The organism is Variovorax raffinosi (assembly GCF_051216615.1).
In the GTDB taxonomy this organism is placed as follows: Bacteria; Pseudomonadota; Gammaproteobacteria; order Burkholderiales; family Burkholderiaceae_C; genus Variovorax.
Map to the genome: position 1 here is coordinate 709,390 of NZ_JBPJZR010000002.1, position 24,364 is coordinate 733,753.

The window sequence follows — 24,364 nt, forward strand, 5'->3', positions numbered from 1 at the left end:
TCGGGAAGCCCGACTAGGGGCCTCCATTGTCGCCGCGTCACGGTTCTTCTCTATATAGTCGATTCGCCCATGACTCCCACCCCTGCCCCCAAGGCTGCCCCGGCCGCGCCCGGCGGCGACGGCTTTGCGATCCAGTGCGAGGTGTTGCGGCTGTCCGTGCGGCCGATCGGGCCGGTGCTGCTGGTGCAGTACCTGTTGAACTGCGGGGTGGCGGCGCTCTTTGCGTGGCAGTACTCGCTGTCGCGCGCGCTGGTGTGGATCGCGCTCGTCACGCTGGTGACGGCGATGCGCGGCTTCTTCCCGCAGCGGCTGCCCGACCCTTTCACGCCCGAGAACCTGCGCGCCGCGCAGCGCACCCACACGCTGCGCACCGGCATCTGGGAGCTGGCGCACGGGCTGGCGGGCGTGCTGCTGTTCAACCCGGAACGCGTCGACCAGCAGTTGCTGCTCGGCCTGATCCTGATGGGCATGACGCTGTCGTCGGCGTTCTCGGTGTCGTTCTACACGCCGGCCACGCAACTGGCGATCACGCTGCTGCTGGCGCCGGTGGTTCTCACGGGGCTCTGGCTGGGCGCGCCGATGATGGTGGCGGTGGTGGTCATCGGCATCGGCCTGATCGCGATGATGTGGAAGCTGGTGGCCGAGCGTTCGCGCCAGCTCGAGGAAAACATCGGCCTGCGGCTGAACGAGCGCACGCTGCGCGAACAGGCGCTGGCGGGCCTGCGCGCCTCCGAGCAGGCGCAGGCCGAACGGCTGCGTTTTTTCTCAGCCGCCAACCACGACCTGCGCCAGCCGGTGATGGCCATCGGCCTGCAGGCCGAGGTGCTGCGTCAGCAGTTGCAAAGCGGCGCGGACATGCCGGCGGTGCAGTACACGGTCGCTTCGCTGGCGCGCGCGCAGCAGGCGCTCGAAGGGCTGACCAACCAGTTGCTCGAAATCGGCCGCATCGAGGCCGCCGTCGACCCGTTGCGGCCGGCGGCGGTGGCGTTGGCGCCGCTGCTGCAGGAGCTTGCGCGCCAGGCGGGAGACGGCCGGGTGATGGTGCGTTGCCCGGCGGATGCCGTCGTCTGGAGCGATGCGGTGTCGTTGCGCCGCGTGCTCGCCAACCTGGTCGACAACGCCGTCAAGTTCACGCCGCGCGGCCGTGTGTTGCTGGCGGTGCGGGCGCGCCGGCGGGGCAACGGCGAGCGGGCCTGGCGTGTCGAGGTGCGCGACAACGGCATCGGCATCGCGGCGGATTCGCAGGAGCGGGTGTTCAACGACTTCGAGCAGATCGGCAATGTGGAGCGCAATCTGCAACACGGCCACGGGCTGGGCCTTGCGATCGTGCGGCGGCTGGCGGCGCAGTTGGGCATCGAGGTCGGGTTGCGCTCGGCGCCGGGACGGGGCTCGGTCTTCAGCTTCGAGCTGCCCGCGGCTTCAGGCGATGCGGTGGTGGTCGCGCAGCCCTCGCCCGTGCCGCCCGCCGGGGCCGACACGCTGCGCCCCGGGCTCGCCGTGCTGGTGGTGGAAGACAACGCGGTGGTGGCCGACAGCCTGTCCGCGCTGCTGCGGCAGTGGGAGGTGGCGCCGCGCGTCTACACCAGCGCCGCCGAGGCGTTGGCACTGGCCGATCTGCATGCGCTCGATGCGGCGCTGTGCGACATCCGGCTGCCGGGCGTGCTCGACGGCATTGCGCTGGCCGAGAAGCTGCAGCGGCAAAAGCCCTCGCTGACCATCGCGCTGATTTCCGCCGACATCAACGAAGCCACGCAGCGGTTGGCTGCAGAGCGGGGCTGGCATGCGCTGCGCAAGCCGGTGCAGCCGGATGAGTTGCGGGCTGTGTTGCTGAAGGCGCAGCGACAAGGCTGAGCGCTTGTTCGAGTCCTTGGGTAGATGCATGCGGCTCGTCCGGGGCGAGTGCGAATGACACCAGGAGCTCCCCTCCGCGAATGTCCCCCGCTTCGCTCCTCCTTTATTTCGCTGCGGGGAGCACCTGGTGCCATTCGCACTGGGGCACGCTGCTGGTGATCCTGCGATCAACCACCGCTCTGTCCAACGCTCACGTCGATACGGGGCTCTTTTTCGCGAAATAAAGGAGGAGCGAAGCGGGGGACATTCGCGAAAAAGAGCACCGTGTCGGCGGGAGCGTCGCCCTGAACAACAGCACTCTAAACAACACCGCCCCGGACAGAGCACCCTGGCACGGCCCATGCGATGGGGTCAAGGCTTCCGAGATATGCTCCGCGCACAGGCCGCCGGTCCTGCCCCCGATGTCCGCCGACACACCCTCCCCACTCCCCGCCGCCGACGCGCGCAGCCTGCGCTATGGCACGGTCGCGATCGTGCTGCACTGGCTGCTGGCGGCCATGATCGTGGGCTCGCTCGGCGTGGGCCTGTACATGACGGGCCTGCCGTTTTCGCCGTTGCGGCTGAAGCTCTATAGCTGGCACAAGTGGGCTGGCGTCACCATCCTGCTGCTGTCGGCGTTGCGGCTGTTGTGGCGCCTGAGCCATCGGCCGCCGGCTTTGCCCGCGCGCGTTGCGGCGGCCATGCCGGGCTGGCAGGTCGCGGGGCACCGGGTCAGCCATGCGCTGATGTACCTGCTGTTCTTCGCGGTGCCGCTCCTGGGCTGGGCCTACAGCTCGGCGCTCGGCGTGCCGGTCGTGTGGTTCGGCGTGCTGCCGCTGCCCGACTTCGTGCCGCTCGACAAGGACTTCGCCGAGGCCGTGCTCAAGCCGCTGCACAAGGGCAGCGCGTTCACATTGGCCGGCGTCACGCTGCTGCATGTAGCGGCGGCGCTCAAGCACCACTGGATCGACCACGACGGTCTGTTGAAACGCATGTGGCCCGCGCCACGCAAGGAATCTGCCGGATGAAGCGCCTCTTCCATCTCCCGCCCTTCGTGGCGATGGCATTCGCATGTGCCACGGCCATGCCTGCGGGCGCCGAACCGGCCGCCACGCGGCTGGTGGGCGACAAGAGCCAGATCGTCTTCGTCAGCAAGCAGATGGGCGTGCCGGTGGAGGGCAGCTTCAAGAAGTTCGATGCGCAGGTCGCCTTCGACCCGAAGAAGCCCGAAGGCGGCACGGTCGCGCTGCAGATCGACACGGCCAGTGCGGGCTTCGGCGTGCCCATGAGCGATGCCGAACTGCCCAAGCAGCCCTGGTTCGACGCCGCGCACTTTCCGCAGGCGAGCTTTCAGTCGAGCGCCATCCATGCGCTGGGCGACGGCAAGTTCGAGATGGCGGGCAAGCTCACCATCAAGGGCGTGGCGCGCTATGTGACGGTGCCGGTCGGCATCGTGGCGGCCGGCGGCAACTACGCGGTGGCCACCGGAAGCTTTACGATCCAGCGGCTCGACTACAAGGTGGGCGACGGCGAATGGACCGACACCTCGGTGGTCGCCAACGAGGTGCAGGTGCGCTTCAAGCTCACGCTCGCGGGCTTCGGGCCCCTGTGAAGCGCCTGACCGGGCCGGCCCGTACACCTCTTACTCACCAGAACGCTTTCATGACCTCCACATCCATCGCCATGAAAAAGCTCCTTCTTGCAGCGGCGCTGTCGGCCACGGCCGCCACGCTGGCCACGGCACAGGAATACACCGCGCCGGCCGTCGCCGCCAAGCCCGCGGGCGGGCCGGCGAAGAACGCCAACTACGTGGTCGACCCCACGCACACCTTCGTGATGTACGAGATGGGCCACTACGGCACCACCACCAACCGGGGACGCTTCAGCACGAAAGACGGCTCGGTGAAGATCGACGGCACCGGCAGCAGCGGCAAGGTGGACATCACGATGGACATCAGCTCCATCAACACCGGCGTCGACCTGCTCAACCGGCATGTGCAAAGCAAGGATTTCTTCAACGTGGCGGAATTTCCGACCGGCCGCTTCGTGGCCGATCGCATCGACTTCAGCGGCGACAAGGTGGTCGACGTGCCAGGCACGCTCACCCTGATGGGCCAGACACGGCCGGTGACGCTGAAGGCCGTGCGTTTCAACTGCTACCTGAGCCCGCTGATCAATCGCCAGGTGTGCGGCGGCGACTTCGAGACCACGGTGGAGCGCAGCGACTGGGGAATTACCTGGGGCCTGAACTTCGGCTTCGAGAACAAGGTGAAATTGCTGGTGCAGGTGGAAGCGGTCAACATTCAGCCGTAACCGCTCCTGGCGTGCCCGCGGAGCCCCGCCTATCTGACGATGCTCTTGTGGGTGTTCTGTGCGAGGCGGCCTTCGCCGGCCCGGGACGACTTCAGGCGCTGGCGAACTGCGGCGACCGCACGTGGAAGATTCAGCAGGGCGAGCATCCAGGCGCCCGTGACAACGGTCATCACCACGCCGAAGATCAGTTGCTCGGAAAGCGGTGCGTCGTGCCAGTAGAAAAAGCTCAGCAGGAACGACAGGACCATGGCCCAGACAGCGAGGAGTAGAAGATTTTTCATTTTTTGCACCGCGGTAGTCCGATGCAGAAAATGTAAACCAAAAGATATCAAAGTACTACTTACAGTTTACTTTTCAATCTCCGATCAACGTGCACTTCTGCACGCTGTTCGGGCTTTTCACCGCATCCCAAGGAATAGCAACCGATGGACAACACCCTTTCCCTGCTAGGTATCGCCGGCGCCATGGCCGTGGGCGCGATGAGCCCCGGCCCCAGTTTCGTCATGGTGGCGCGCACGGCCGTGGCCTCGCGCCGAGACGGGCTGGCGGCGGCGCTGGGCATGGGCGCGGGCGGCCTGGCTTTCTCGATCGCCGCGATGGCCGGCCTGCAGGCCGCGTTCCTGGCGGTGCCCGGCCTGTATCTGGCCATCAAGGGTTTGGGCGGCGCCTACCTCATCTACCTGGGCATCCGGATCTGGCGCGGCGCGCGGCAGCCGCTGGACGTGGCACCGCAGGACGCCGGCACCACTTCCCCGCGCCAGCAAGGCCGGGGCGGACGCACCTTCCTGCTGGGCCTGGCCACGCAGGTCAGCAATCCGAAGACGGCGGTGGTGTACGCCAGCATCTTCGCGGCCTTCCTGCCGCGCGAGGTGCCGCTGGTGCTGGCGCTCGCAGTGCCGGTGGTCATCTTCTGCATCGAAACCGGCTGGTACACCATCGTCGCGCTGGCGCTGTCCTCGGCGGCACCGCGCTCGGCCTACCTGCGCTACAAGACCTGGATCGACCGGGCGGCCGGCGGCGTGATGGGCGCACTGGGCCTGCGGCTGGTGTGGTCGGCCGTGCGCGGCGGCTGAACGCCGGGGGCGTCTACAGCAGGCTCTCGGGCGTGAGCGGCGCCAGCAGTTCGAGCATGGTGCGGTCCCAGAAACCCGAATCGGGCTCCTCGTGCAGCACGGTGGTCTGGCCGCCGTCTTCGCTGACCCATTCGATGCGCGAGCCGCCGCTGCCTTCGGCAAAGCGCAGCCGGTAGGCGCCCTGCTGCTTGAGCACGTCGAGCAGCTTGAGCGTCTGCTGCGCCATCTCGGGGCTGCGGATGAACAGCCCGATCTCGGTGTTGTGCGATTCGGAGCGCGGATCGAAATTCATCGAGCCGACGAACAGGATGCGCTGGTCGATCACCGCCGACTTGGCGTGCAGCCGCCCGACCGAGGTGCCGAACAGCCCCAGCCGCACGCTGCGCCGCGTGCGCGTCGAACTCAGTTCGTAGAGGTCGACGCCCAGCTTGAGCATGTCCGGCCGGTAGCGCCGGTAGGCGGTGTGGACCAGCGGCTCGTCGGTGGCGGCGAGCGAATTGGTGACGACGCTGATCTTCACGTTGCGCCCGCGGATCTCGCGCATCACCTCCAGCCCCGTGGCACCCGGGATCAGGTAGGGCGAGACGATGGTCACCTCGGAGCGCGCGCGGCGCATCTGCTCGACCACGTTGTAGCGCACGCTGTCGACGTCCAGCAGCGGCACGCCGCCGTACGACGCGGTCTTGCCGATCACGCGGTCGGGCGAATCGGCATACGCCTCGGCGGTGGTCCAGATCAGACCGAGCTTGCCGGCGTTAAGGTCTTCGACCATCGGGCTGTAGCCGAGCAGGTCGTTGGGCGCGGGCTTCGGCGGGGGCGGCGTGGTGTCGGGGCCGGTGGCGGCGTCGAAGCGCTTTTGCAGTTCTTCGCGCGGCAGCTCGCTCGCCACCACCGACTGGATCGGCCGCACGTAGACGCTGTTCCAGTACTGGTCGAACAGCACGCCAAGACGCGGGACCAGCGCACCCGCGACGAAGGTGTCGAGGTCGATGAAGTTCTCGCCCGAGGTGCGCGTGAAGTACTGATTGCCGATGTTGCGCCCGCCCGCCACCGCCATCGCGCCATCGGCGATGAACAGCTTGTTGTGCATGCGCCGGTTGACCCGCTCGAAATCGAACAGCGACGCGGTGAAGCGCTTGAGCAGGCTGCCGCGCCCGGCCGGGAACGGGTTGAACAGGCGCAGCTCCACGTTCGGCGTGGCCGCCAGGCCGAGCAGCAGTTCGTCTTCGCCGGACGTGTACAGGTCGTCCATCAAGAGGCGCACGCGCACGCCGCGCTGGGCCGCATCGCGCAGGGTGCGCATCAGGTAGCGGCCGGTCTCGTCGTTCTCGATCTGGTAGTACTGCACGTCGAGCGTGCGCTGGGCGCGGCGCGCCAACTGGATGCGGGTGTCGAAGGCGAAGTCGCCGCCCGGCATCAGCCGAAAGCCGCTCAGGTCGGGGTCGGGCTGGGAGGCCAGCGCGATCTTGCCGAGCGCGGTGTCGTTCGATGCGGCAATGGCCTTGGTGGGCGGGCGCGGCGCCTCGTCGGGCAAGGTGGCGCAGCCGGCGAACAGCAATGTGGCCGCAATGACGAAAGCCCAATGCCCGCAGCGCGAAAGCAGGCGATGGGTCACCGGTGGCCCTCTACAGCGCCTTGCGCAGGTTCGCGGGCGCGATGCGCAGCGCTTCGCGGTACTTGGCCACCGTGCGCCGCGCGCATTCGATGCCCTGCTCTTTCAGCATCTCGGAGATCTGGCTGTCCGACAGCGGCTTCTTGATGCTCTCGGAGGTCACGAACTGCTTGATGAGCGCGCGCACCGCGGTGCTCGATGCGTTGCCGCCGGTCTCGGTGCCCAGCGCCGAGCCGAAGAAGTACTTCAACTCGACCGTGCCGAACGGCGTGGCCATGTACTTGGCGGTGGTCACGCGCGAGATGGTCGACTCGTGCAGGCCCAGTTCGTCGGCGATCTCGCGCAGCACCAGCGGCCGCATGGCCAGTTCGCCGTGCACGAAGTAGCTCTTTTGCCGTTCGACGATGGCATTGCTCACGCGCAGGATCGTGTCGAAGCGCTGCTGGATGTTCTTGATGAACCAGCGCGCCTCCTGCAGGCGCTGCGACAGCGCCTGGCTGCCCTCGCCCTTGTGCGACTTGAGCGCGCCGGCATAGATGTCGTGCACGCGCAGGCGCGGCATGACTTCGGGGTTCAGCATGACGCGGAACTTGACGCCGGTGCCGCGTCCGGTCTTGGTGACGATCACGTCGGGAATGACGATGTTGCGCTCGACGTCGACAAAGCGGCGCCCCGGCTTGGGTTCGAGCCGCGCAATGATCTGCAGCGCCGAGCGCACCAGTTCTTCGTTGCTGCGGGTGAGCGTGGCCAGGCGCTTGAAGTCGCGCCGCGCGAGCAGCTCCATCGGCTGCTTGCAGATGGCAATGGCGATCTTGTAGACCTGCGCCTGCTCTTCGTCCATGTCGCGGTCTTCGGCGGCCAGTGCGCGCAACTGGATGCCCAGGCATTCGCCCAGGTCGCGCGCGCCCACGCCCACGGGCTCCAGGCTCTGCAGCAGGCCGAGCGCCACCTGGAAGTGGTGCACGAGGTCGTCGAACTGGTCGTTGTCGTCGCCCGCAAGGCCCGAGGCCAGGGCGGGCAGCGAGTCTTCGAGGTAGCCGTCGTCGTTGAGCGATTCGATCAAAAAGCGCAGCGCGGCACAGTCGTTTTCGTTCAGCCGAAGGCTCAGCGCCTGGCGGTGCAGGAACGATTGCAGCGACTCCTGGCTGCGTGCGAGTTCGGTGGCGTCGGCGCGCTCGTCGTTGCCCAGGTTGTTCTGGCGCGCGGGTGCGTCGCTGCCCCACTCGCTGTCGTCCGGCGCCATGTCGACGGTGCCGTCGCCTTCCCAGTCGGGCTCGCGCTCGGTGATCTCGGCGGCGGGGCCGTCGGATTCGCCCGGGGTGCTGGCCTCGGTGGATGCAGTGCTCGTGCTGCTGGCGGGTGCCGAGGCGAATTCGCTTTCGGCCGCTTCGCCCGCCTCGTCGCGCGGGACCGGCGTGTCGACGGCATCGAGCCCGAATTCCTCGCGCGCCGCTTCTTCCGCGGTGCGTTCGAGGAACGGGTTCTCGTCCAGCATCTGCTCCACCTCCTGGCTCAACTCGAGCGTGGAGAGTTGCAGCAGGCGGATCGACTGCTGCAACTGGGGCGTGAGCGCGAGATGCTGCGAGACGCGAAGGGACAGCCCTTGCTTCATAGGAAAACGGCTCCCCCCCAGGCTGCGCGCTTCGCGCTGCGCCAACCCCCTGCCGGGGGCGGGCCGGCTGCTTCGGGCGGCCGTGCGCGGCGGCCCCCGCGAAGGAATTCCGCCCGGATGACGGCCGCGATCATCCTTGACCCGCGCCGCACGATCACATCCGGAAGTGTTCGCCCAGGTACACCCTGCGTACTTCGGCGTTGTCGACGATCTCCGAGGGCGTGCCTTGTGCCAGCACATGCCCGTCGCTGATGATGAACGCGTGATCGCAGATGCCCAGCGTTTCACGCACGTTGTGGTCGGTGATGAGCACGCCGATGCCGCGTTCCTTCAGGAAGCTGATGATCCGCTGGATTTCGATGACCGCGATCGGGTCGATGCCGGCAAAGGGTTCGTCCAGCAGGATGAAGCGCGGCTGGGTGGCCAGCGCGCGCGCAATCTCGACGCGGCGGCGCTCGCCGCCCGACAGCGCAAGCGCGGGCGAATCGCGCAGGTGGTCGACCCGCAGGTCGCTCAGCAGCTCGGTCAGGCGCTCTTCCATGTGCTGCTTCGAGAGCGGCACCAGCTTGCCGCTCTCGTCGGGCTCGCTCTGCAGTTCCAGCACGGCGCGCACGTTTTCCTCGACCGTGAGCTTGCGGAAGATCGAGGCTTCCTGCGGCAGGTAGCTCAGGCCCATGCGGGCGCGGCGGTGGATCGGCATGTGGGCGATGGGCTCGCCGTCGATCGTGATGTCGCCCGCGTCGGCACGCACCAGGCCCACGATCATGTAGAACGAGGTGGTCTTGCCGGCGCCGTTGGGCCCCAGCAGGCCGACGACTTCGCCCTTCTGCACGTCGAGCGAGACGTCCTTCACCACCGTGCGGCTGCCATAGCTCTTCTTCAGGCCGCGCGCCACCAGGCGGCTGCCCGGCTTGCCATTGGCGTCCTGGGTTCCAGCGGTTTCGATCACTTGCGGGTTTCTCCCTCGGCACCGAGCGTGGTGGTCGAACGCAGGCCCTTGCCCGGTGCCGGGGTGGACGCCGGGGCCACGGGCTTCGCGCCAGCCGGGGCGGAAGCGCCGGCCACGGGCGCCGGGACGGCCTTGGGGGTGAGGATGGTCTTGACGCGGCCGGTCGGGGACGAGGCGTTGACCGCCGTGTTCGGCGGCACGGTGGAACCGTTGACCGTGTAGGTGTCGTTGCTCTGGTCGTAGACGATCAGGGCGCCGTGGCTCTCGTCGTTCGGCGTCGAGCCGAGCAGGCGGCGCATCTCGGCGTTGCGAATGAACTTGACGTTGTCGGCGCGGCTGTCGTACTCGATGACGTCGGACTCGCCCTCGATCCATTCGTCGGGCGCATTGCGTTTCTGCTTGTAATACGCGCGCTTGCCGGGCGCCGCCGTGACCACGCCGTACTGGTAGCCCTCGGGGTCCTGGCGCACGTCGAGGCGCGCGCCGCGAATGATGATGGTGCCCTTCGTGACCAGCACGTTGCCGGTGAACACGCTGGTCTGCTTCAGGTCGTCGTAGCGCATCGAGTCGGACTCGATGTTCATCGGCTTGGAGCGGTCGGCGGTCTCGGCCAGCGCGCCCGAGGCGAGACCGGCCAGCAACAGCGCGCCGGCGGCCAGGCGGCCGATGCGACGAAGGAGGGAAGTGGTGGGGTAAGAATGCAATGTCATAGAGGCACGAAACTTGCTCTGCGGCATTGTATGCGGCTGATTACAGCAGCCCACCATCGCCGATGAAAAAGCCCGCCAAAGCGAGCTTGTGTTCCATTCAGGAAACACCTTGAAACCGATCGGGCCGGTTCGCCGGTGCCATCCCTTTGGGGAGAAAGGCGCGGCGGACACGAAGTGCCCCGCGCCTGGAGGGGGCCGGTCAGCCCTTCTTTGCTTCGCCGACCAGGTAGTTGACGACCTGGAGCACCTTGGTCATGTTGCCGGCGGTTTCGCCATCCACATACCAACGGCCGGCCACGGCCATTGCCGGCACGCCGGCCACCTTGTAGGCGTCGGTCATCTGCGAGGCGCGCTTGGCCTTGCTGGCCACGCCAAAGGAGGTGAAGACTTCCTTGAACTTGGCGCCGTCGAGGCCGTTGGCCGCTGCCCAGGCAATGATGTTGGCGTCGCCGTTCACGTTCTGGCGCTGCGCGTGGATCGCGTTGAATACCTTCGGCTGGTATTCGTCGACCTTGCCCATGGCCTCGAGCGCGTAGTACAGGCGCTGCTTGGCTTCGACGTCGTTGCCCACGAAAGGCACCGGGATGCGGCGGAAGGCCACTTCCTTCGGCACGGTCTTGACCCAGGCTTCGAGCGACGGCTCGAAGTCGTTGCAATGCGGGCAGTTGTACGAGAAGAACTCGACCACCTCGATCTTGCCGGCGGGTGCATCGACCGGCACGCGCTTGTCGAGCACCAGGTACTCGGTGCCGGCCTTGGGCGCACGCGCCTGTGCGTGGGCCGGGTTGGCAGCCAGGGACAGCAGCCCGAGCGAAGTGGCGGCCAGCGAAAAGTCACGACGTTTCATTGAAAGGGTTCTCCTGTTGGTACGGCAGACTGAGCCGGCGCGCGGCGGGGAGTTCCCCCGCTCACGGCACGCCCAAGGCGATGAATGGTGGCGGCAAACGCCGCGCGGCGAAGCTTAAAGGCTATTTGTGGCGGCGCCCCGCCCACACCTTGTCAGCGCTGGACGCGGACCAGAGCCGATTCGAGACCGCCGCCGTCGAGCCGTTCCTTGAGCCGGTCGGCGTCGTCCTTCTTGTTGAACGGGCCGGCGCGCACGCGGTAGACCGTGCGGCCCGCCTGCTCGCGTTCGGTGACCTTGGCCTCGACGCCCATCAGCGACAGCTTGGCGCGCTGGGCCTCGGCATCGTCGGTGGTGCGGAAGGCGCCGGCCTGCACGAAGTACATGAACGGATCGGCGCCCGAGGCCGCCGCCGGGGAAGCCGCCGTGCTGCCGGCGCTGTTGGCGTGGCTGCTCGGCGCGGCCGAGGCGGTCGTCGTGCTGCCCGAGCCACCACCCGAACGCGCACGGGCCAGGTCACCCAGCGGATCGTTCGACGGCGGCAGCGCATTGGCTTCGGCCGGCACGGGCGCGGTGCGCGGCGGCTTGGTGGGCGCGACCACCACGGGCACCGGTGGCGCCGTCGTGGGCGGCACGGTCGCCGGCGTCACGGGGGTCGTTGCCGGCTCGCCGGTGACGGGATTGACGGGACCTGTGGCGACCGGCGCGGGCTTGGTGGCCCCGGCCTTGCCGGCCAGCGGCGCGTTCGGGTCCCAGTCGCGGTTCTTGCGTGCTTCGGCTTCATCCTGCTCGGCGCCGCCCTTCTGGGTCTTGGTCACGAACGGGATCGGCACCTTGGTCACGTAGACCGCGATGCCCAGCGCGACGCCAAGGCCGAGCACCAGTCCGATGATCAGGCCGATGACGATGTTGCCGCGTTGTCTGGTTTTCTTCTTCATGGTGAGGAGGTTTACATCTTGCTCGGCGCACTGACGCCAAGAATCGCGAGGCCATTGTGCAGCACCTGCGCGGTCGCGGCGACCAGCGCCAGCCGGGCCAGCTTGACCGCTTCGTCGTCGACCAGAATGCGCTCGGCGTCGTAGTAGCTGTGGTAGCTGGCGGCCAGTTCGCGCAGGTAGAAGGTGACGTCGTGCGGCGCGAAATCCTTGGCCGCGGCCGTGAGCATGGCCGGGTACTTGGCCAGCAGCAGCATCAGCGCCTGGGCCGCCGGGCTTTCGAGCGGCGACAGGTCGACGCCCGCCAGCGTGGCGCGGTCTCCGCCCCAGCCGGCCAGCACCGAGCAGATGCGCGCATGCGCGTACTGCACGTAATAGACCGGGTTGTCGTTGTTCTTCGTCACGGCAAGGTCGACGTCGAAGGTGTATTCGGTGTCGGGCTTGCGGCTGAGCAGGAAGAAGCGGATGGCGTCGGTACTGGTCCACTCGATCAGGTCGCGCAGCGTGACGTAGCTGCCGGCGCGCTTGCTGATCTTGACCTCTTCGCCGCCCTTCATCACACGCACCATGGTGTGCAGCACGTAGTCGGGGTAGCCCTCGGGAACGCCCTCGCCCGCCGCCTGCAGGCCGGCGCGCACGCGCGCGATGGTGCCGTGGTGGTCGGTGCCCTGGATGTTGATGACCTTGTGAAAGCCCCGCTCCCACTTCGCGATGTGGTAGGCCACGTCGGGCACGAAGTAGGTGTACGTGCCGTCCTGCTTCTTCATGACGCGGTCTTTGTCGTCGCCGTAGTCGGTCGACTTCAGCCACAGCGCGCCGTCCTGCTCGTAGGTCTTGCCGGCGGCCACGAGCTTCTGCACGGCAGCCTCGACGCGGCCGCTGGTGTAGAGGCTGGACTCCAGGTAGTACTGGTCGAAGTGCACGCGGAAGGCCTGCAGATCGAGGTCTTGTTCGCGGCGCAGGTAGGCCACGGCGAACTCGCGGATCGCGTCGATGTCCTCGATGTCGCCTGTGCCGGTGACTTCGCGGTCTTCCGACTTGACGGTCTTCTTCTGCTTGAATTCTTCGGCGATCTCGGCGATGTAGTCGCCGTTGTAGGCCGGTGCCTTTTCGCCGCTGGGCCATTCGGCGTCGCCGGGCTTGAAGCCGCGCGCGCGCAGTTGCGTGCTGTTGGCCAGCGTCTGGATCTGCACGCCGGCGTCGTTGTAGTAGTACTCGCGCCAGACGCTCTCGCCCTGCGAGGCGCGCAGGTTGCAGATGGCGTCGCCCAGCGCGGCCTGGCGGCCGTGGCCGACATGCAGCGGGCCGGTCGGGTTGGCCGAGACGAACTCGACCAGCACCTTCTCGCCGGTGGCGGGCTGTTGGCCGAAGGTTTCGCCGGCCGACAGCACCTCTCGCACGATCTGCTGTTTCGCCGCCGTCTTCAGGCGGATGTTGAGAAAGCCGGGCCCGGCGATCTCGATCGCCTCGACCCATTGGCTGAAAGCGGGGGTGGCGAGCAGCGCAGCGCTCAATTGCTCGGCCAGTTCGCGGGGCTTGCGCCCCAGCGGCTTGGCGAGCTGCATCGCGGCCGTGCTGGCGAAATCGCCATGCGCTGCCACCTTGGGCGACTCGAACGCGGCTTTGGAGCCAGCGCCGGGCGAGAGGGATTCGAGCGTGTTCGCGAGCGCCGCGAGCAACTCTTGTTTGACCAATAGCATCCGTGAATTTTACCGGGGGCAAACCCGGGGCCCGTTAACGTTCGTCATCCGATCGTTGTCCTGGCCCGTTAGGATGGTCGGCCCCGAGGAGGGGCTCCTGTCAAACCAACCTTGCAAGGACACATCCATCATGAAGAAGCTCCTTTCCCTGGTCGTTCTGGGCGCATGCCTTTCCTTCGGTGCCGCGCAGGCTCAAGACAAGGCCGCCGCGCCGGCAGCAGCGCCTGCCGCCGCTGCCGCACCCGCCGCCGGCGCGAGCTGCGATGCCAAGGCTGTAGACAAGAACGGCAAGGCCCTGGCGGGTGCCGCCAAGGCCAGCTCGATCAAGAAGTGCGAGAAAGAAGCCAAGGCTGCAGCCGCTCCCGCCTGCGCGACCAAGGCCATCGACAAGAACGGCAAGGCCCTGGCCGGCGCCGCCAAGAACAGCTTCATCAAGAAGTGCGAAGCGGACGCAGCCAAGGGCTGACACCGCGCTGCGCTGAATCTGGCGCAAGAAAGAATGAAAGAGGCCCGCCGCGTGCGGGCCTTTTTCATGGGCCAGCCGGCCTACTTGCCGAAGCCGCGCGCGAGGAACACGGCCACCAGCGGAATCAGCGCGATCAGGTGCGCCTGCACCATCACCAGCTTGCGCGTCTTCCTGATGTCTTCTTCCTGCGGCAGCTTGCCGGTGGCGCGCAGCGTCTTGCGCCAGCGGAAGTAAGTGAGGGTCGGAAAGATCGACAGCACGCCCACGATGATGAACAGCCCCAGCTTCACGTGCAGCAGCGGGTTGGTCCAGTACCAGGCCGTGCCCTTCACGCCCCACCAGGTGCGCGCGATGCCGGTCGCGAGCACCGCGATGGCCGCGATGCCATAGACCATGTCGACCTTGGCCAGCCGCTCCACCACCGCGGCATTGAGCCACTGCACGCGGCACAGCGCGGCCTCGCTGGAGATGAAGACGACCATCGTGAGGATGGCCAGCAAATGCAGGTACGCGAGGATGGCTTCGAGCGTCATCGATGGCTTTCTTCTCTTTGAGTTGCAAATGCAAACAGATTGTGCCGTCGCTTGAGCGCCCTACGCCCTGCCTCCCCAGAATTCGGGGTTCCCGTACTGCGCCTTGAGGAAATCAAGCCACAGTCGCACCCGCAGCGGCAGGTGCTTGGCGCCTGCGAACACCGCGTAGATGCCGTTGGGCGGCGCGGCGAAGTCGTCGAGCAGCGGCACCAGCAGGCCCGCGTCGATCTCGGCCTCGACCTCCCAGGTGCTGCGCCAGGCGATGCCGTGGCCGGCCAGGCACCAGTCGTGCAGCACCTGTCCGTCGGAGCAGTCGAGCGGGCCGCTCGGCCGCAGATGGATCAGCTCTTGCGCGCCGCCCTCGGCGGTAATGCGAAAGGCCCAACCGCGCGTCTGCGAGGCGTCGCTCGACAGCGTGAGGCAGGCAAAGCGCGTGAGTTCGCCGGGGTGCCGTGGCATGCCATGCCGCCGGATGAATTCGGGCGTTGCCACGCAGCGCCGGCGGTTGTCGGCCAGCCGCACGCTCACCAGCGACGAGTCGGGCAGGTCGCCCACGCGCACCGCGCAATCGAAGCTCTCGCCGGTCACGTCGACCACGCGGTCGCTGAGGTTCAGCGAGATCGTCACTTCCGGATGCAGCGCATGAAAGCGCGGCACCAGCGGCGCGACGTGGCGGCGGCCGAAGCCGGCCGGTGCCGTCACGCGCAGGTGCCCGCTGGCCTTGATGCCGCCGGCGCTTACGCTCGCTTCGGCATTCGCGAACTCGGCCAGCAGGCGCTGGCAGTCTTCAAGAAAAGCACTGCCCTCGTGCGTGAGCGTGATACGGCGCGTAGTGCGCACCAGCAGCTTGACGCCCAGCCGTTCTTCGAGCGCGTCGAGGCGGCGGCCCATGATCGCGGGCGCCACGCCCTCGGCCTTGGCCGCGGCGGTGAGCCCGCCACGGGTCGCGACCGAGACGAAGGATTCGAGTTGCTTCAGGCGGTCCATGGGGCGGGAACTATATCGCCCGCCGCCACGGCTGCGCCCTTATTCGGGCTGAACGCCCGCCTCGCGCACCGCCGCGCCCCAGCGCGCATGCTCCGAGCGGATGTACTGCGCCGCCTGCTCCGGGCTGCCGCCGCCGGGCGTGCTGCCCTCGGCCAGCAGTTGCGAAATGGTGGCGGGCTTGGCCAGCGCCTTGTCGATCGCGGCATTGAGCTTCTTCACGATGTCGGCGGGCGTGCCGGCCGGCACCACGATGGCCTTCCAGTCCACCGCCTCGAGGCCCTTGTAGCTTTCGCCCACGGTCGGTACCTCGGGCATCACCGGCAGCCGCTTGGCCGAGGTGACGGCCAGCGCGCGCAGCTTGCCGCCCTTGACCATGGCGAGCGCGCCCTGCGGCGTGGCGAACATGTAGTCGGTCTGGCCGCCGAGCAGGTCGGTGATGGCCGGCGCGGCGCCCTTGTACGGCACATTGAGCACCTTGAAACCCGCGCGCTTGGCGAGCACCTCACCGGCCATGTGGCCCAGCGTGCCGGTGCCGGCAAGCGCTTGCTTGATCTCGCCCGGCTTGGCCTTGGCGGCCGTGACCAGGTCGGCCAGCGACTTGAACGGCGCGTCCGCACGCACCACCAGCACCACGGGCTGCGAGGCGACGATCGACACCGGCACCAGGTCCTTCAGCGCGTCATACGGCATCTTGGGAAACAGCGTCGGGTTGATCGCCAGGTTGGCGGTCTGCCCCAGGCCGACGGTGTAGCCATCGGGCTTGGACTTGGCCACCACGTCCATGCCGATGTTGCCGTTGCCGCCCGCGCGGTTGTCGACGATGAAGGTCCACTTGGTGTCGTCGACGAGCTTCTGCGCGATCAGGCGCGCCACGATGTCGGTGGCGCCGCCCGGCGTGTAGGGCACGACGAGGCGCACCGGCTTGTCGGGCCAGGCGGCGGTGTCAGCGGCAGTGGCGTCGATGGCGGGAAGGCATGCAGCGGCTGCGGCGCAGGCCAGCAAGGCGCGCCGTGTGAATGAAAACATGGGGTCAGTCTCCGAGGGTGATGTGGTGTGTCTTGAGGGCTGCGATCTCAGCGTCGCTGTAGCCCACTTCCTTCAGCAACTCGTTGCTGTGCTCGCCGATGTGCGGCGGCTGCAGGCGGATCGCCGGCCGCTCGCCGTCGAGCGTGAACGGCATCAGCGGCACCTTGGCCGTGCTGCCGTCGTTCATGCGCACCGGTGCGAGGCCGCCGGTGGCGTTGAGGTGCGGGTCGTCGAACAGGTCCTGCGGCTTGGTGATGGGCGCGAAGGGCAGCTCGTTCTGCTCGAACACGGCGGCGAGTTCGGCCGCGCTGCGGCTCGCCATGTGCGAGCGCAGGATCGGCATCATCCAGTCGCGCGCCAGCACGCGGTCGTTGTTGGTCTTCAGGCGCGGGTCGGCCAGCATCTCTTCGAGGCCGAAGGCCTTGCAGAAGATGGCCCACTGCTTGTCGCTGACGGCGGCAAGAAAGATCTGCTCGCCGTCCTTCACGGTGAACACGTCGTACACGGCCCACGCCGAGATGCGGCTGGGCATCGGATCGGCCGCCTTGCCGGTGGCGGCGAACTGCATCATGTGCTGCGCGACGAGGAACACGTTGTTCTCGAACAGCGCCGACTGCACCTCGCAGCCCTTGCCCGTGAGGTCGCGCTGTCGCAGCGCGGCCATCGCGCCGATGGCGCCGAACATGCCGCCCATGATGTCGTTGACGCTGGTGCCCGCGCGCAGCGGGTCGCCCGAGCGGCCGGTCATGTAGGCCAGGCCGCCCATCATCTGCACCACTTCGTCGAGCGCGGTGCGGTGGTCGTACGGGCCGGGCAGAAAGCCCTTGTGGCTCACGTAGATGAGGCGCGGGTTGAGCTTGGCCAAGGTCTCGTAGTCGAGCCCCAGCTTCTTCATCGTGCCGGGCTTGAAGTTCTCGCTCACGATGTCGGCGGTGGCGATCAGGCGCAACGCGGCTTCCACGCCCTCGGGCTTCTTCAGGTCGAGCGCGATGCTCTTCTTGTTGCGGTTGAAGGTCGGGAAAAAGCCCGAGCCCGAGCCGAGCAGGCGGCGCGTGTTGTCGCCCTCGATGGGCTCGACCTTGATGACCTCGGCACCGAGGTCGGCCAGCAGCAGGCCGCAGGTCGGCCCCATCACCATGTGGGTGAACTCGACGACGCGGATGCCGGCATACGGCAGCGTGTTGGGCGATGTGTTGGCTTCAGACATGTGCGATGGTTTCCTGAACGAAGCCCTGAACAAAGCCTTTGGGCAGGCCGGCTTCGGGCGTCATGCCGTAGACCGGTTCGCCGGGCAGCCCGGCCATGAGCGGCGCGCGCGCCGCGATGAGTTTCTGGATGTCGATGCCCGTGCGAACGCCCATGGCCTCGAACATGAAGACGAGGTCTTCGGTCACCGCGTTGCCCGAGGCGCCGGGCGCATAGGGGCAGCCACCGAGTCCACCGAGCGAGGCGTCGAAAGTACGCACGCCTTCGTCCCACGCCGCAAGGCAGTTCGCAAGGCCGAGGCCGCGTGTGTTGTGCATGTGGGCCGCGCCGGCATGCACGCCGATCTCCGCGCGCAGGCGCTTGAAGAGCCGGCGCACCTGCGCGGGGTTGGCATAGCCCACGGTGTCGGAAAGCCCCGACTCGTCGGCGCCGGCCTCAATGCATTGCGCGGCAAGACGGATCACATCGTCTTCCGGCACCAGCCCCTGCAAGGTGCAGCCGAAGGCGGTGGAAATGCCGGCTTCGAGCTTCACCTGCGGCGCGATGGCGCGGCGCAGTTCGGCGATGGCGCGCACCTCCTCGACCATTTCTGTCGGCGTCTTGCGCACGTTGGCCAGCGAATGCGCCACGCTGGCCGACACCGGCATCGTGAGCTTGTGCACGCCCGCCTCCAGCGCGGCCTGCGCGCCCTTGCGGTTGGGCACCAGCGCCATCACCACGAGGCCGGGCAACGTGATCGCATGGCGCACCACCTCGGCGGCATCGGCCATCTGCGGCAGCAGCTTCGCGGGCACGAAGGAAGCGACCTCGATCTCGCGCACGCCGGCGGCGTGGAGCGCGTCGATCCAGCGCAGCTTGTCGGCCGTGGGCATGGTCGCCTCGACCGATTGCAGGCCGTCGCGCGGGCCGACCTCGCTGATGAGGACATCGGGGGATGTCATTGAATTTGTCTCCTTGCGGCGATCCGGCATGGATCGCTTGACAGTTCTATTAGACAGAACTAAATTCCGTTAAACAGAATTAGACCGCCGATCGACTTTCACTGTCAAGCCCAAGCCATGCCCCGCAAAGCCCAGACCGAATCGGTTTCCGACCTCAATGCAGCCCCCGGCGGTGCCGCAGCGGTCGACCGCGCGCTGAGCCTTCTCTCGGCCTTCCAGCCGGGCGACGAGGCGCTGTCGCTCGCGCAATTCGCCGAGCGCACGCAGCTCTACAAGAGCACCGTGTTGCGGCTGCTGGCTTCGCTTGAACATGCGCGTCTGATCCGCCGACAGGACGACGGGCGGTACGCGCTGGGCATGGAGATCGCGCGGCTGCATGGGCTTTATGCCGCCTCGCAGTCGCTCGACGGCATCGTGCTGCCGGTGCTGCGCGCGCTCGCAACCGCCACCGGAGAGAGCGCGGCGTACCACGTGCGGCAGGACCAGGGTGACAGTTGGGTACGCCTGTGCCAGTTCCGCGTCGATTCATCGCATGTGGTGCGCGACCACGTGCGCGCGGGCGACCTGTTGCCCAACGACCGGGGCGCGGGCGCACGCGTACTGATCGCCTTCGGACCCGAGGCCGAGCGGCCGCGCGGTGCCAAGGAACGCAAGCTGTACGAAGCCATTCGCGCGCAGGGCTACTGCGCGTTGGTGGGCGACCGCACGGCCGAGTTGGCGGGCATCTCGGCACCGGTGTTTAGCGCCGATGGCAGCCTTGCTGCGGCAGTCACGTTGACGATGCCGACTCACCGCTATGACGAGCGCTACATCGGGCCGGTGCGTGCTGCGGCGAAGGAACTTAGCGGGCAGGTTTGAACTGCGTGCGTGGTGGGTTCATTCAGGGCGGGTGCGAATGACACCAGGTGCTCCCCTCCGCGAATGTCCCCCGCTTCGCTCCTCCTTTATTTCGCTGCGGGGAGCACCTGGTGCCATTCGCACATGGACACGCTCTGCGTTTGCGGCCGATCAACGACTGCTCTGAGCGCTCGCGCCGATACGGGGCTCTTTTTCGCGAAATAAAGGAGGAGCGAAGCGGGGGACATTCGCGAAAAAGAGCACCGTATCGGCGGGAGTGCCGCCCTGAACAGCAGCGCAAAAAGGACAGACGACAGACAGACCGCAGTCTCAGGCGTCGGCCTTGAAGCCCGAATTCTTGACCGGCATTTCCCAACGCTTCAGATGCGCGGCCTGGATCGCTGCAAGCTCAGCCGGCCCCGCATGCGTAGGAACCAGCCCCAGCGCATAGATCTTTTCCTGCACATCGGGCAGCCGCATCGCGTCGGCCACCGCCTTGTCGATGCGCGCGACCAAGGCAGGTGACATTCCCGGCGGGCCATACAACCCGAAGAAGGCATCAGCCGTCACATTGATTCCGGCCTCCTTCAGCGTCGGCACATCGGGCAACGCGCGATTGCGCTGATCGCCCGTCACCGCGAGGATGCGGACCTTGCCGGCACGGTGATGCTCGATGGTTTCGGACGCGGTATCGACCATCAACGGCACCTGCCCGCCGATCAGGTCCTGCGCGGCAGGCGCACCGCCGCGATACGGTACGTGCGTCATCGGCACGCCTGCAGCCTGCGCGATCAGCTGGCCGGCAAAGTGCGGCACCGTGCCCGCGCCCGAAGTCGCGTAGTTGGCCTTGGCGGGGTTCGCCTTCATCCACGCCAGCACCGTCTTGAGGTCACCGGGTGGCGCGCCCGGCCCGGCCGTCACCGCGAAGTCGAAGGTGCCGCCGAGCGAAATCGGCGTGAAGTCCTTCGCCGGGTCATAGCCGAGGTTCGGGTACAGCCACGGATGAATCACCATCGCGCCGCTGGGCGAGAAAGCCAGCGTGTTGCCATCCGGCGCCGCGCGCCGCAGCTCGCCCAGCGCAAGACGGCCGGCCGCGCCCGGCTTGTTGTCGATGATGACGGTCTGCCCCAGCGACGCGCGCATCTTGTCGGCGAGCACACGCGCCACCACGTCCGCCGACCCACCCGGCGGAAAGCCGACCAGGATGCGCACCGTGCGGTCCTGTTGCGCGAGAGCCATCGGCGCGATGGCCGTGGTGGCGATGACGGCAGCGGCCTGCGCTGCGAACTGGCGGCGTTTCATGTGCTTTGTCTCCTCGGGGGTGGTTGTCTGAATGCGTGAGAAGGGGTCAGCCGCGCAGCGCGGCCAGCACGGCCTTGTTCTGCTCCGGCAGGCCGATGCTGATGCGCAGCCACTGCGGCAGGCCGTAGTTGGCGAGCAGCGAGACCTCGATGCCGGCGGCCAGCAGGCGCGCGTGCACCGCCTGGCCATCGCCGACCTGCACCGTCAGGAAGTTGCCCGAAGAGGGGATGTACGTCAGGCCCAGCTCGGTGACGCCCGCCGCGAGCTGGTCGCGCCCGGCGGTGTTGAGTTCATACGTGCGCACTAGAAATTCGGTATCAGCCAATGCAGCCACGGCCGCAGCCTGGGCCGGCGTCGTCACGTTGAAACGCGGACGTTGCGCATTCATGCGCGCCGTCAACGCCGGCTGCGACACGCCGTAGCCGATGCGCAGCCCCGCCAACCCGAAGGCCTTGGAGAAGGTGCGCGCCACGATCAGGTTGGGCAGGCGCCGCACCCATTCGATGCTGTTGTAGCGCTGCGCCGGCGACAGGTATTCGGTGTAGGCCTCGTCCAGCAGCACCGTCACATGCGCGGGCACCGACTGCAAGAACGCCAGCAGCGGCGCGGCCTCGATGAAGGTGCCGGTCGGGTTGTTGGGGTTGGCGACGAACACCAGCTTCGTGTCGTCGCCGATGGCGGCGCGCATGGCGTCCAGGTCATGCCCGAAATCGCGCGAGGGCACGACGGTGGCGTGCGCATGGGCGTGCGCATGGGCGTGCGCCGTGGCCGCCGCATAGACGATGAAGCCGTACTGCGAATAGACGACGCCCTCGCCCGGCTTCAGGCTCACCTGCGCCGTGAGTTCGAGGATCTCGCTCGACCCGCTGCCGAGCGTGAGCCATTCGGATGGCACATCGAGCTTTGCGGCGAGCGCGTTCTTGAGCGCGGTGCCGTTGGCGTCGGGGTAGTTGCCCGCGCCTTCGAGCGCGGAGGCTGCCGCGCGGCGGGCCGATTCGGGCATGCCGAGGGGGTTTTCGTTGGAGGCCAGGAGGATCATTGCGGCAGGTGTGAATTTATTTAAGAAGTTAAATATATCCCGCATTGAAAGCCTCTCTATCAGTGCCTACCCTTTGAATGCAAAGGCGCCTTTGCACCAATTACCTCCGTTTTTGTCACTGATAAATCCCGCTTTCGGCTCTTACTCGCCAGCAAAGTATCGAATAAAGTTCAGCCATCCTTCGTTTTCAAGTTTCAGCATTGCGTTCTCCAGGAGAAAAAACATGACCGCCCGCACCCCCTCCCACGGACTCCAGGTCGCGACCGAGCTGTATCGTTTCATCGAGGACAAGGTCCTGCCCGCCAGCGGCGTGGCCAGCGACGTCTTCTGGAAGGGCTTCGACGCCATCGTCAGCGACCTCGCACCCAAGAACATCGCGCTGCTCGCCGAGCGCGACCGCCTGCAGATCGAACTCGACACCTGGCACAAGGCCCACCCCGGCCCGATCGCCGACATGCCGGCCTACCGCGCCTTCCTTGAAAAGATCGGCTACCTGCTGCCGCAACCCAAGGGCGCCAAGGCCACGACCGCGAACGTCGACTCCGAGCTCGCGCTGCAGGCCGGCCCGCAACTGGTGGTGCCCATCCTCAACGCACGCTATGCGCTGAACGCCGCCAACGCACGCTGGGGTTCGCTGTACGACGCGCTCTACGGCACCGATGCCATTCCCGAAACCGATGGCGCCGAAAAGGGCAAGGGCTACAACCCCGTGCGCGGCGCCAAGGTCATCGCGTTCGCACGCAACGTGCTCGACCAGGCCGCACCGCTGGCCAACGGCTCGCACAAGAACGCGACCGGCTACAGCGTGAAGGACGGCAAGCTCGTCGTCGCGCTGCAAAGCAGCAGCACCGGCCTGGCCGATGCCTCGCAGTTCATCGGCTACCAGGGCGATGCGGCCGCACCGTCTTCCGTGCTGCTCAAGCACAACGGCATTCACCTGGACATTCGCATCGACCGCAGCACCGCCATCGGCAAGAGCGACGCGGCGGGCGTGAGCGACCTCGTGCTCGAAGCCGCGCTCTCGACGATTCTCGATCTCGAAGACTCGGTGGCCGTGGTCGATGCGGCCGACAAGGTGGTCGCGTATTCCAACTGGCTCGGCATCGTCGAAGGCACGCTGACGGAAGAAGTCGCCAAGGGCGGCAAGACCTTCACGCGCGGCCTGAACGCCGACCGCGAATACACCGGCGCCAACGGCCAGCCCGTCAAGCTGCATGGCCGCTCGCTGATGTTCCTGCGCAATGTCGGCCACCTGATGACCAATCCGGCCATCCTGTATGCCGGCGGCAAGGAAATCCCCGAAGGCATCCTCGATGCCGTGGTGACCACCACCATCGCCACCATCGACCTCAAGCGCAAGGGCAACTCGCGCACCGGCAGCATCTACATCGTCAAGCCGAAGATGCACGGCCCGGCCGAAGTGGCCTTCGCGAGCGAGCTGTTCGGCCGCGTCGAGCAACTGCTCGGCCTGCCCGCCAACACCGTCAAGCTCGGCATCATGGATGAGGAGCGCCGCACCAGCGTCAACCTGAAGGCCTGCATCGCCGAGGCCGCCGCGCGCGTGGCCTTCATCAACACCGGCTTCCTCGACCGCACCGGCGACGAGATGCACACCGCCATGCAGGGCGGCCCGATGATCCGCAAGGGCGACATGAAGTCCAGCGCGTGGATCGGCGCCTATGAAAAGAACAACGTGCTGGTCGGCCTCTCGTGCGGCCTGCGCGGCAAGGCGCAGATCGGCAAGGGCATGTGGGCCATGCCCGACCTGATGGCCGCGATGCTCGAGCAGAAGATCGGCCACCCCAAGGCCGGCGCCAACACCGCCTGGGTGCCCTCGCCCACCGCCGCCACGCTGCATGCGCTGCACTACCACCAGGTCAGCGTGACGGCAGTGCAGCAGGAGCTGGAAAAGATCGATGCCGACGCCGAGCGCGACAACATCCTCAACGCGCTGCTGCAAGTGCCGATCGCGGCCGAAGCCAAATGGACCGCCGAAGAGCGCCAGCAGGAAATCGACAACAACGTGCAGGGCATCCTCGGCTACGTGGTGCGCTGGATCGACCAGGGCGTGGGCTGCTCCAAGGTGCCCGACATCCACAACGTCGGCCTGATGGAAGACCGCGCGACGCTGCGCATCTCCAGCCAGCACATCGCCAACTGGCTGCTGCATGGCGTGGTGACCAAGGCGCAGGTCGACGAGACCTTCCAGCGCATGGCCAAGGTGGTGGACGAGCAGAACGCGGGCGATGCGCTGTACCAGCCGATGGCCGGCCACTTCGCCACCTCGGCTGCGTACAAGGCGGCGCAGGACCTGGTGTTCAAGGGCATCGAGCAGCCCAGCGGCTACACCGAGCCGCTGCTGCACGCATGGCGTCTGAAGGTCAAGGGCGAAGCCTGAGCCGCACCCGCCTCGCCCGGCCTCGATACCGGGCATAGGTAGATGAACGAA

The 24,364-nt window shown here is 67.2% G+C and carries 23 protein-coding genes; 8 read left to right on the forward strand and 15 right to left on the reverse strand.

Annotation, left to right across the window (positions count from 1 at the left end):
- The first annotated feature begins 69 nt into the window (after positions 1 to 69).
- The 4 genes from ACSFB7_RS09295 to ACSFB7_RS09310 all read left to right on the forward strand — a co-directional run bounded on the left by ACSFB7_RS09295 (position 70) and on the right by ACSFB7_RS09310 (position 4,143).
- Positions 70 to 1,851, forward strand: coding sequence for a sensor histidine kinase (locus tag ACSFB7_RS09295; protein ID WP_435469249.1), 1,782 nt, complete (start codon positions 70 to 72; stop codon positions 1,849 to 1,851).
- A 401-nt stretch (positions 1,852 to 2,252) separates the two neighbouring features.
- Positions 2,253 to 2,858, forward strand: coding sequence for a cytochrome b (locus ACSFB7_RS09300; RefSeq protein WP_435469251.1), 606 nt, complete (start codon positions 2,253 to 2,255; stop codon positions 2,856 to 2,858).
- A complete protein-coding gene (locus ACSFB7_RS09305; RefSeq protein WP_435469253.1) occupies positions 2,855 to 3,442 on the forward strand; it encodes a YceI family protein in 588 nt (195 codons plus the stop codon). The genes ACSFB7_RS09300 and ACSFB7_RS09305 overlap by 4 nt, the downstream gene beginning before the upstream one ends.
- Before the next feature lie 71 nt (positions 3,443 to 3,513).
- On the forward strand, positions 3,514 to 4,143 hold the full coding sequence (locus ACSFB7_RS09310; RefSeq protein ID WP_435469965.1) for a YceI family protein: 630 nt from the start codon (positions 3,514 to 3,516) through the stop codon (positions 4,141 to 4,143).
- Positions 4,144 to 4,172: 29 nt separating this feature from the next.
- Here ACSFB7_RS09310 and ACSFB7_RS09315 read toward each other — a convergent pair whose 3' ends face one another.
- Positions 4,173 to 4,433 carry a hypothetical protein gene (locus ACSFB7_RS09315; RefSeq protein WP_435469255.1) on the reverse strand — a complete coding sequence of 87 codons (261 nt, stop codon included), beginning with the start codon at positions 4,431 to 4,433 and terminating at the stop codon, positions 4,173 to 4,175.
- Positions 4,434 to 4,568: 135 nt separating this feature from the next.
- On the opposite strand from ACSFB7_RS09315, the gene ACSFB7_RS09320 reads away from it, so the two are divergent.
- Positions 4,569 to 5,216, forward strand: a complete 648-nt coding sequence (locus ACSFB7_RS09320) for a LysE family translocator (protein ID WP_435469257.1) — start codon at positions 4,569 to 4,571, stop codon at positions 5,214 to 5,216.
- 13 nt (positions 5,217 to 5,229) lie between these two features.
- Here the strand turns inward: ACSFB7_RS09320 and ACSFB7_RS09325 are convergent, their stop codons facing one another.
- The 7 genes from ACSFB7_RS09325 to argS form a co-directional block, all read right to left on the reverse strand.
- Positions 5,230 to 6,831: a phospholipase D family protein gene (locus ACSFB7_RS09325; RefSeq protein ID WP_435469259.1), complete on the reverse strand. Its 1,602-nt coding sequence runs from the start codon at positions 6,829 to 6,831 to the stop codon at positions 5,230 to 5,232.
- 10 nt (positions 6,832 to 6,841) lie between these two features.
- Positions 6,842 to 8,440, reverse strand: a complete 1,599-nt coding sequence (gene rpoN, locus ACSFB7_RS09330) for an RNA polymerase factor sigma-54 (RefSeq protein ID WP_435469261.1) — start codon at positions 8,438 to 8,440, stop codon at positions 6,842 to 6,844.
- Between the two features lie 154 nt (positions 8,441 to 8,594).
- Positions 8,595 to 9,389: an LPS export ABC transporter ATP-binding protein gene (lptB, locus tag ACSFB7_RS09335; RefSeq protein WP_435469263.1), complete on the reverse strand. Its 795-nt coding sequence runs from the start codon at positions 9,387 to 9,389 to the stop codon at positions 8,595 to 8,597.
- On the reverse strand, positions 9,386 to 10,099 hold the full coding sequence (gene lptA, locus ACSFB7_RS09340) for a lipopolysaccharide transport periplasmic protein LptA (protein ID WP_435469265.1): 714 nt from the start codon (positions 10,097 to 10,099) through the stop codon (positions 9,386 to 9,388). The genes lptB and lptA overlap by 4 nt, the downstream gene beginning before the upstream one ends.
- Positions 10,100 to 10,298: 199 nt before the next feature.
- Positions 10,299 to 10,946: a thiol:disulfide interchange protein DsbA/DsbL gene (locus ACSFB7_RS09345; protein WP_435469267.1), complete on the reverse strand. Its 648-nt coding sequence runs from the start codon at positions 10,944 to 10,946 to the stop codon at positions 10,299 to 10,301.
- Positions 10,947 to 11,098: 152 nt separating this feature from the next.
- A complete protein-coding gene (locus tag ACSFB7_RS09350; RefSeq protein ID WP_435469269.1) occupies positions 11,099 to 11,881 on the reverse strand; it encodes an SPOR domain-containing protein in 783 nt (260 codons plus the stop codon).
- An 11-nt stretch (positions 11,882 to 11,892) separates the two neighbouring features.
- Positions 11,893 to 13,578, reverse strand: a complete 1,686-nt coding sequence (argS, locus tag ACSFB7_RS09355; protein WP_435469271.1) for an arginine--tRNA ligase — start codon at positions 13,576 to 13,578, stop codon at positions 11,893 to 11,895.
- Positions 13,579 to 13,708: 130 nt separating this feature from the next.
- On the opposite strand from argS, the gene ACSFB7_RS09360 reads away from it, so the two are divergent.
- Positions 13,709 to 14,044 (forward strand): hypothetical protein, encoded by a 336-nt coding sequence (locus ACSFB7_RS09360; RefSeq protein ID WP_435469273.1) that lies wholly within the window; start codon positions 13,709 to 13,711, stop codon positions 14,042 to 14,044.
- Positions 14,045 to 14,124: 80 nt separating this feature from the next.
- On the opposite strand, the gene ACSFB7_RS09365 is transcribed toward ACSFB7_RS09360, so the two are convergent.
- Genes ACSFB7_RS09365 through ACSFB7_RS09385 form a run of 5 tightly spaced genes read right to left on the reverse strand, consistent with a single transcriptional unit; the run spans position 14,125 to position 18,737 of the window.
- The gene (locus tag ACSFB7_RS09365; protein WP_435469275.1) at positions 14,125 to 14,577 is read right to left on the reverse strand and encodes a DUF2214 family protein; all 453 of its coding nucleotides are present in this window, start codon (positions 14,575 to 14,577) and stop codon (positions 14,125 to 14,127) included.
- A 60-nt stretch (positions 14,578 to 14,637) separates the two neighbouring features.
- Positions 14,638 to 15,564, reverse strand: coding sequence for a LysR family transcriptional regulator (locus ACSFB7_RS09370; protein ID WP_435469277.1), 927 nt, complete (start codon positions 15,562 to 15,564; stop codon positions 14,638 to 14,640).
- Positions 15,565 to 15,603: 39 nt separating this feature from the next.
- Positions 15,604 to 16,590, reverse strand: a complete 987-nt coding sequence (locus tag ACSFB7_RS09375; protein ID WP_435469279.1) for a Bug family tripartite tricarboxylate transporter substrate binding protein — start codon at positions 16,588 to 16,590, stop codon at positions 15,604 to 15,606.
- A 4-nt stretch (positions 16,591 to 16,594) separates the two neighbouring features.
- Entirely contained in the window at positions 16,595 to 17,797 is a 1,203-nt protein-coding gene (locus ACSFB7_RS09380; protein WP_435469281.1) for a CaiB/BaiF CoA transferase family protein, read from the reverse strand.
- Positions 17,790 to 18,737, reverse strand: a complete 948-nt coding sequence (locus tag ACSFB7_RS09385) for a hydroxymethylglutaryl-CoA lyase (protein ID WP_435469283.1) — start codon at positions 18,735 to 18,737, stop codon at positions 17,790 to 17,792. The genes ACSFB7_RS09380 and ACSFB7_RS09385 overlap by 8 nt, the downstream gene beginning before the upstream one ends.
- A 117-nt stretch (positions 18,738 to 18,854) precedes the next feature.
- Between ACSFB7_RS09385 and ACSFB7_RS09390 the strand changes: the two genes are divergently transcribed.
- Entirely contained in the window at positions 18,855 to 19,595 is a 741-nt protein-coding gene (locus tag ACSFB7_RS09390) for an IclR family transcriptional regulator (protein WP_435469285.1), read from the forward strand.
- A gap of 309 nt (positions 19,596 to 19,904) precedes the next feature.
- On the opposite strand, the gene ACSFB7_RS09395 is transcribed toward ACSFB7_RS09390, so the two are convergent.
- Both ACSFB7_RS09395 and hisC read right to left on the reverse strand, forming a co-directional pair.
- Positions 19,905 to 20,876, reverse strand: a complete 972-nt coding sequence (locus ACSFB7_RS09395; protein WP_435469286.1) for a Bug family tripartite tricarboxylate transporter substrate binding protein — start codon at positions 20,874 to 20,876, stop codon at positions 19,905 to 19,907.
- 46 nt (positions 20,877 to 20,922) lie between these two features.
- Entirely contained in the window at positions 20,923 to 21,915 is a 993-nt protein-coding gene (gene hisC, locus ACSFB7_RS09400; protein ID WP_435469288.1) for a histidinol-phosphate transaminase, read from the reverse strand.
- Between the two features lie 223 nt (positions 21,916 to 22,138).
- Here hisC and ACSFB7_RS09405 point away from each other — a divergent pair, with 223 nt between their 5' ends.
- The gene (locus tag ACSFB7_RS09405) at positions 22,139 to 24,313 is read left to right on the forward strand and encodes a malate synthase G (protein ID WP_435469290.1); all 2,175 of its coding nucleotides are present in this window, start codon (positions 22,139 to 22,141) and stop codon (positions 24,311 to 24,313) included.
- The last annotated feature ends 51 nt before the right edge of the window (positions 24,314 to 24,364 follow it).

Excerpts from the sequence above, each read along its gene's own strand:
- ACSFB7_RS09360 (WP_435469273.1), top strand. The coding sequence starts at position 13,709 with ATGAAGAAGCTCCTTTCCCTGGTCGTTCTGGGCGCATGCCTTTCCTTC.
- ACSFB7_RS09300 (WP_435469251.1), top strand. The coding sequence starts at position 2,253 with ATGTCCGCCGACACACCCTCCCCACTCCCCGCCGCCGACGCGCGCAGC.
- ACSFB7_RS09350 (WP_435469269.1), bottom strand. The coding sequence starts at position 11,881 with ATGAAGAAGAAAACCAGACAACGCGGCAACATCGTCATCGGCCTGATC.
- ACSFB7_RS09345 (WP_435469267.1), bottom strand. The coding sequence starts at position 10,946 with ATGAAACGTCGTGACTTTTCGCTGGCCGCCACTTCGCTCGGGCTGCTG.
- rpoN (WP_435469261.1), bottom strand. The coding sequence starts at position 8,440 with ATGAAGCAAGGGCTGTCCCTTCGCGTCTCGCAGCATCTCGCGCTCACG.
- argS (WP_435469271.1), bottom strand. The coding sequence starts at position 13,578 with ATGCTATTGGTCAAACAAGAGTTGCTCGCGGCGCTCGCGAACACGCTC.
- ACSFB7_RS09385 (WP_435469283.1), bottom strand. The coding sequence starts at position 18,737 with ATGACATCCCCCGATGTCCTCATCAGCGAGGTCGGCCCGCGCGACGGC.
- ACSFB7_RS09320 (WP_435469257.1), top strand. The coding sequence starts at position 4,569 with ATGGACAACACCCTTTCCCTGCTAGGTATCGCCGGCGCCATGGCCGTG.
- lptA (WP_435469265.1), bottom strand. The coding sequence starts at position 10,099 with ATGACATTGCATTCTTACCCCACCACTTCCCTCCTTCGTCGCATCGGC.
- ACSFB7_RS09310 (WP_435469965.1), top strand. The coding sequence starts at position 3,514 with ATGAAAAAGCTCCTTCTTGCAGCGGCGCTGTCGGCCACGGCCGCCACG.
- ACSFB7_RS09395 (WP_435469286.1), bottom strand. The coding sequence starts at position 20,876 with ATGAAACGCCGCCAGTTCGCAGCGCAGGCCGCTGCCGTCATCGCCACC.
- ACSFB7_RS09405 (WP_435469290.1), top strand. The coding sequence starts at position 22,139 with ATGACCGCCCGCACCCCCTCCCACGGACTCCAGGTCGCGACCGAGCTG.
- ACSFB7_RS09365 (WP_435469275.1), bottom strand. The coding sequence starts at position 14,577 with ATGACGCTCGAAGCCATCCTCGCGTACCTGCATTTGCTGGCCATCCTC.
- ACSFB7_RS09380 (WP_435469281.1), bottom strand. The coding sequence starts at position 17,797 with ATGTCTGAAGCCAACACATCGCCCAACACGCTGCCGTATGCCGGCATC.
- ACSFB7_RS09390 (WP_435469285.1), top strand. The coding sequence starts at position 18,855 with ATGCCCCGCAAAGCCCAGACCGAATCGGTTTCCGACCTCAATGCAGCC.
- ACSFB7_RS09370 (WP_435469277.1), bottom strand. The coding sequence starts at position 15,564 with ATGGACCGCCTGAAGCAACTCGAATCCTTCGTCTCGGTCGCGACCCGT.
- hisC (WP_435469288.1), bottom strand. The coding sequence starts at position 21,915 with ATGATCCTCCTGGCCTCCAACGAAAACCCCCTCGGCATGCCCGAATCG.
- ACSFB7_RS09305 (WP_435469253.1), top strand. The coding sequence starts at position 2,855 with ATGAAGCGCCTCTTCCATCTCCCGCCCTTCGTGGCGATGGCATTCGCA.
- ACSFB7_RS09295 (WP_435469249.1), top strand. The coding sequence starts at position 70 with ATGACTCCCACCCCTGCCCCCAAGGCTGCCCCGGCCGCGCCCGGCGGC.
- ACSFB7_RS09375 (WP_435469279.1), bottom strand. The coding sequence starts at position 16,590 with ATGTTTTCATTCACACGGCGCGCCTTGCTGGCCTGCGCCGCAGCCGCT.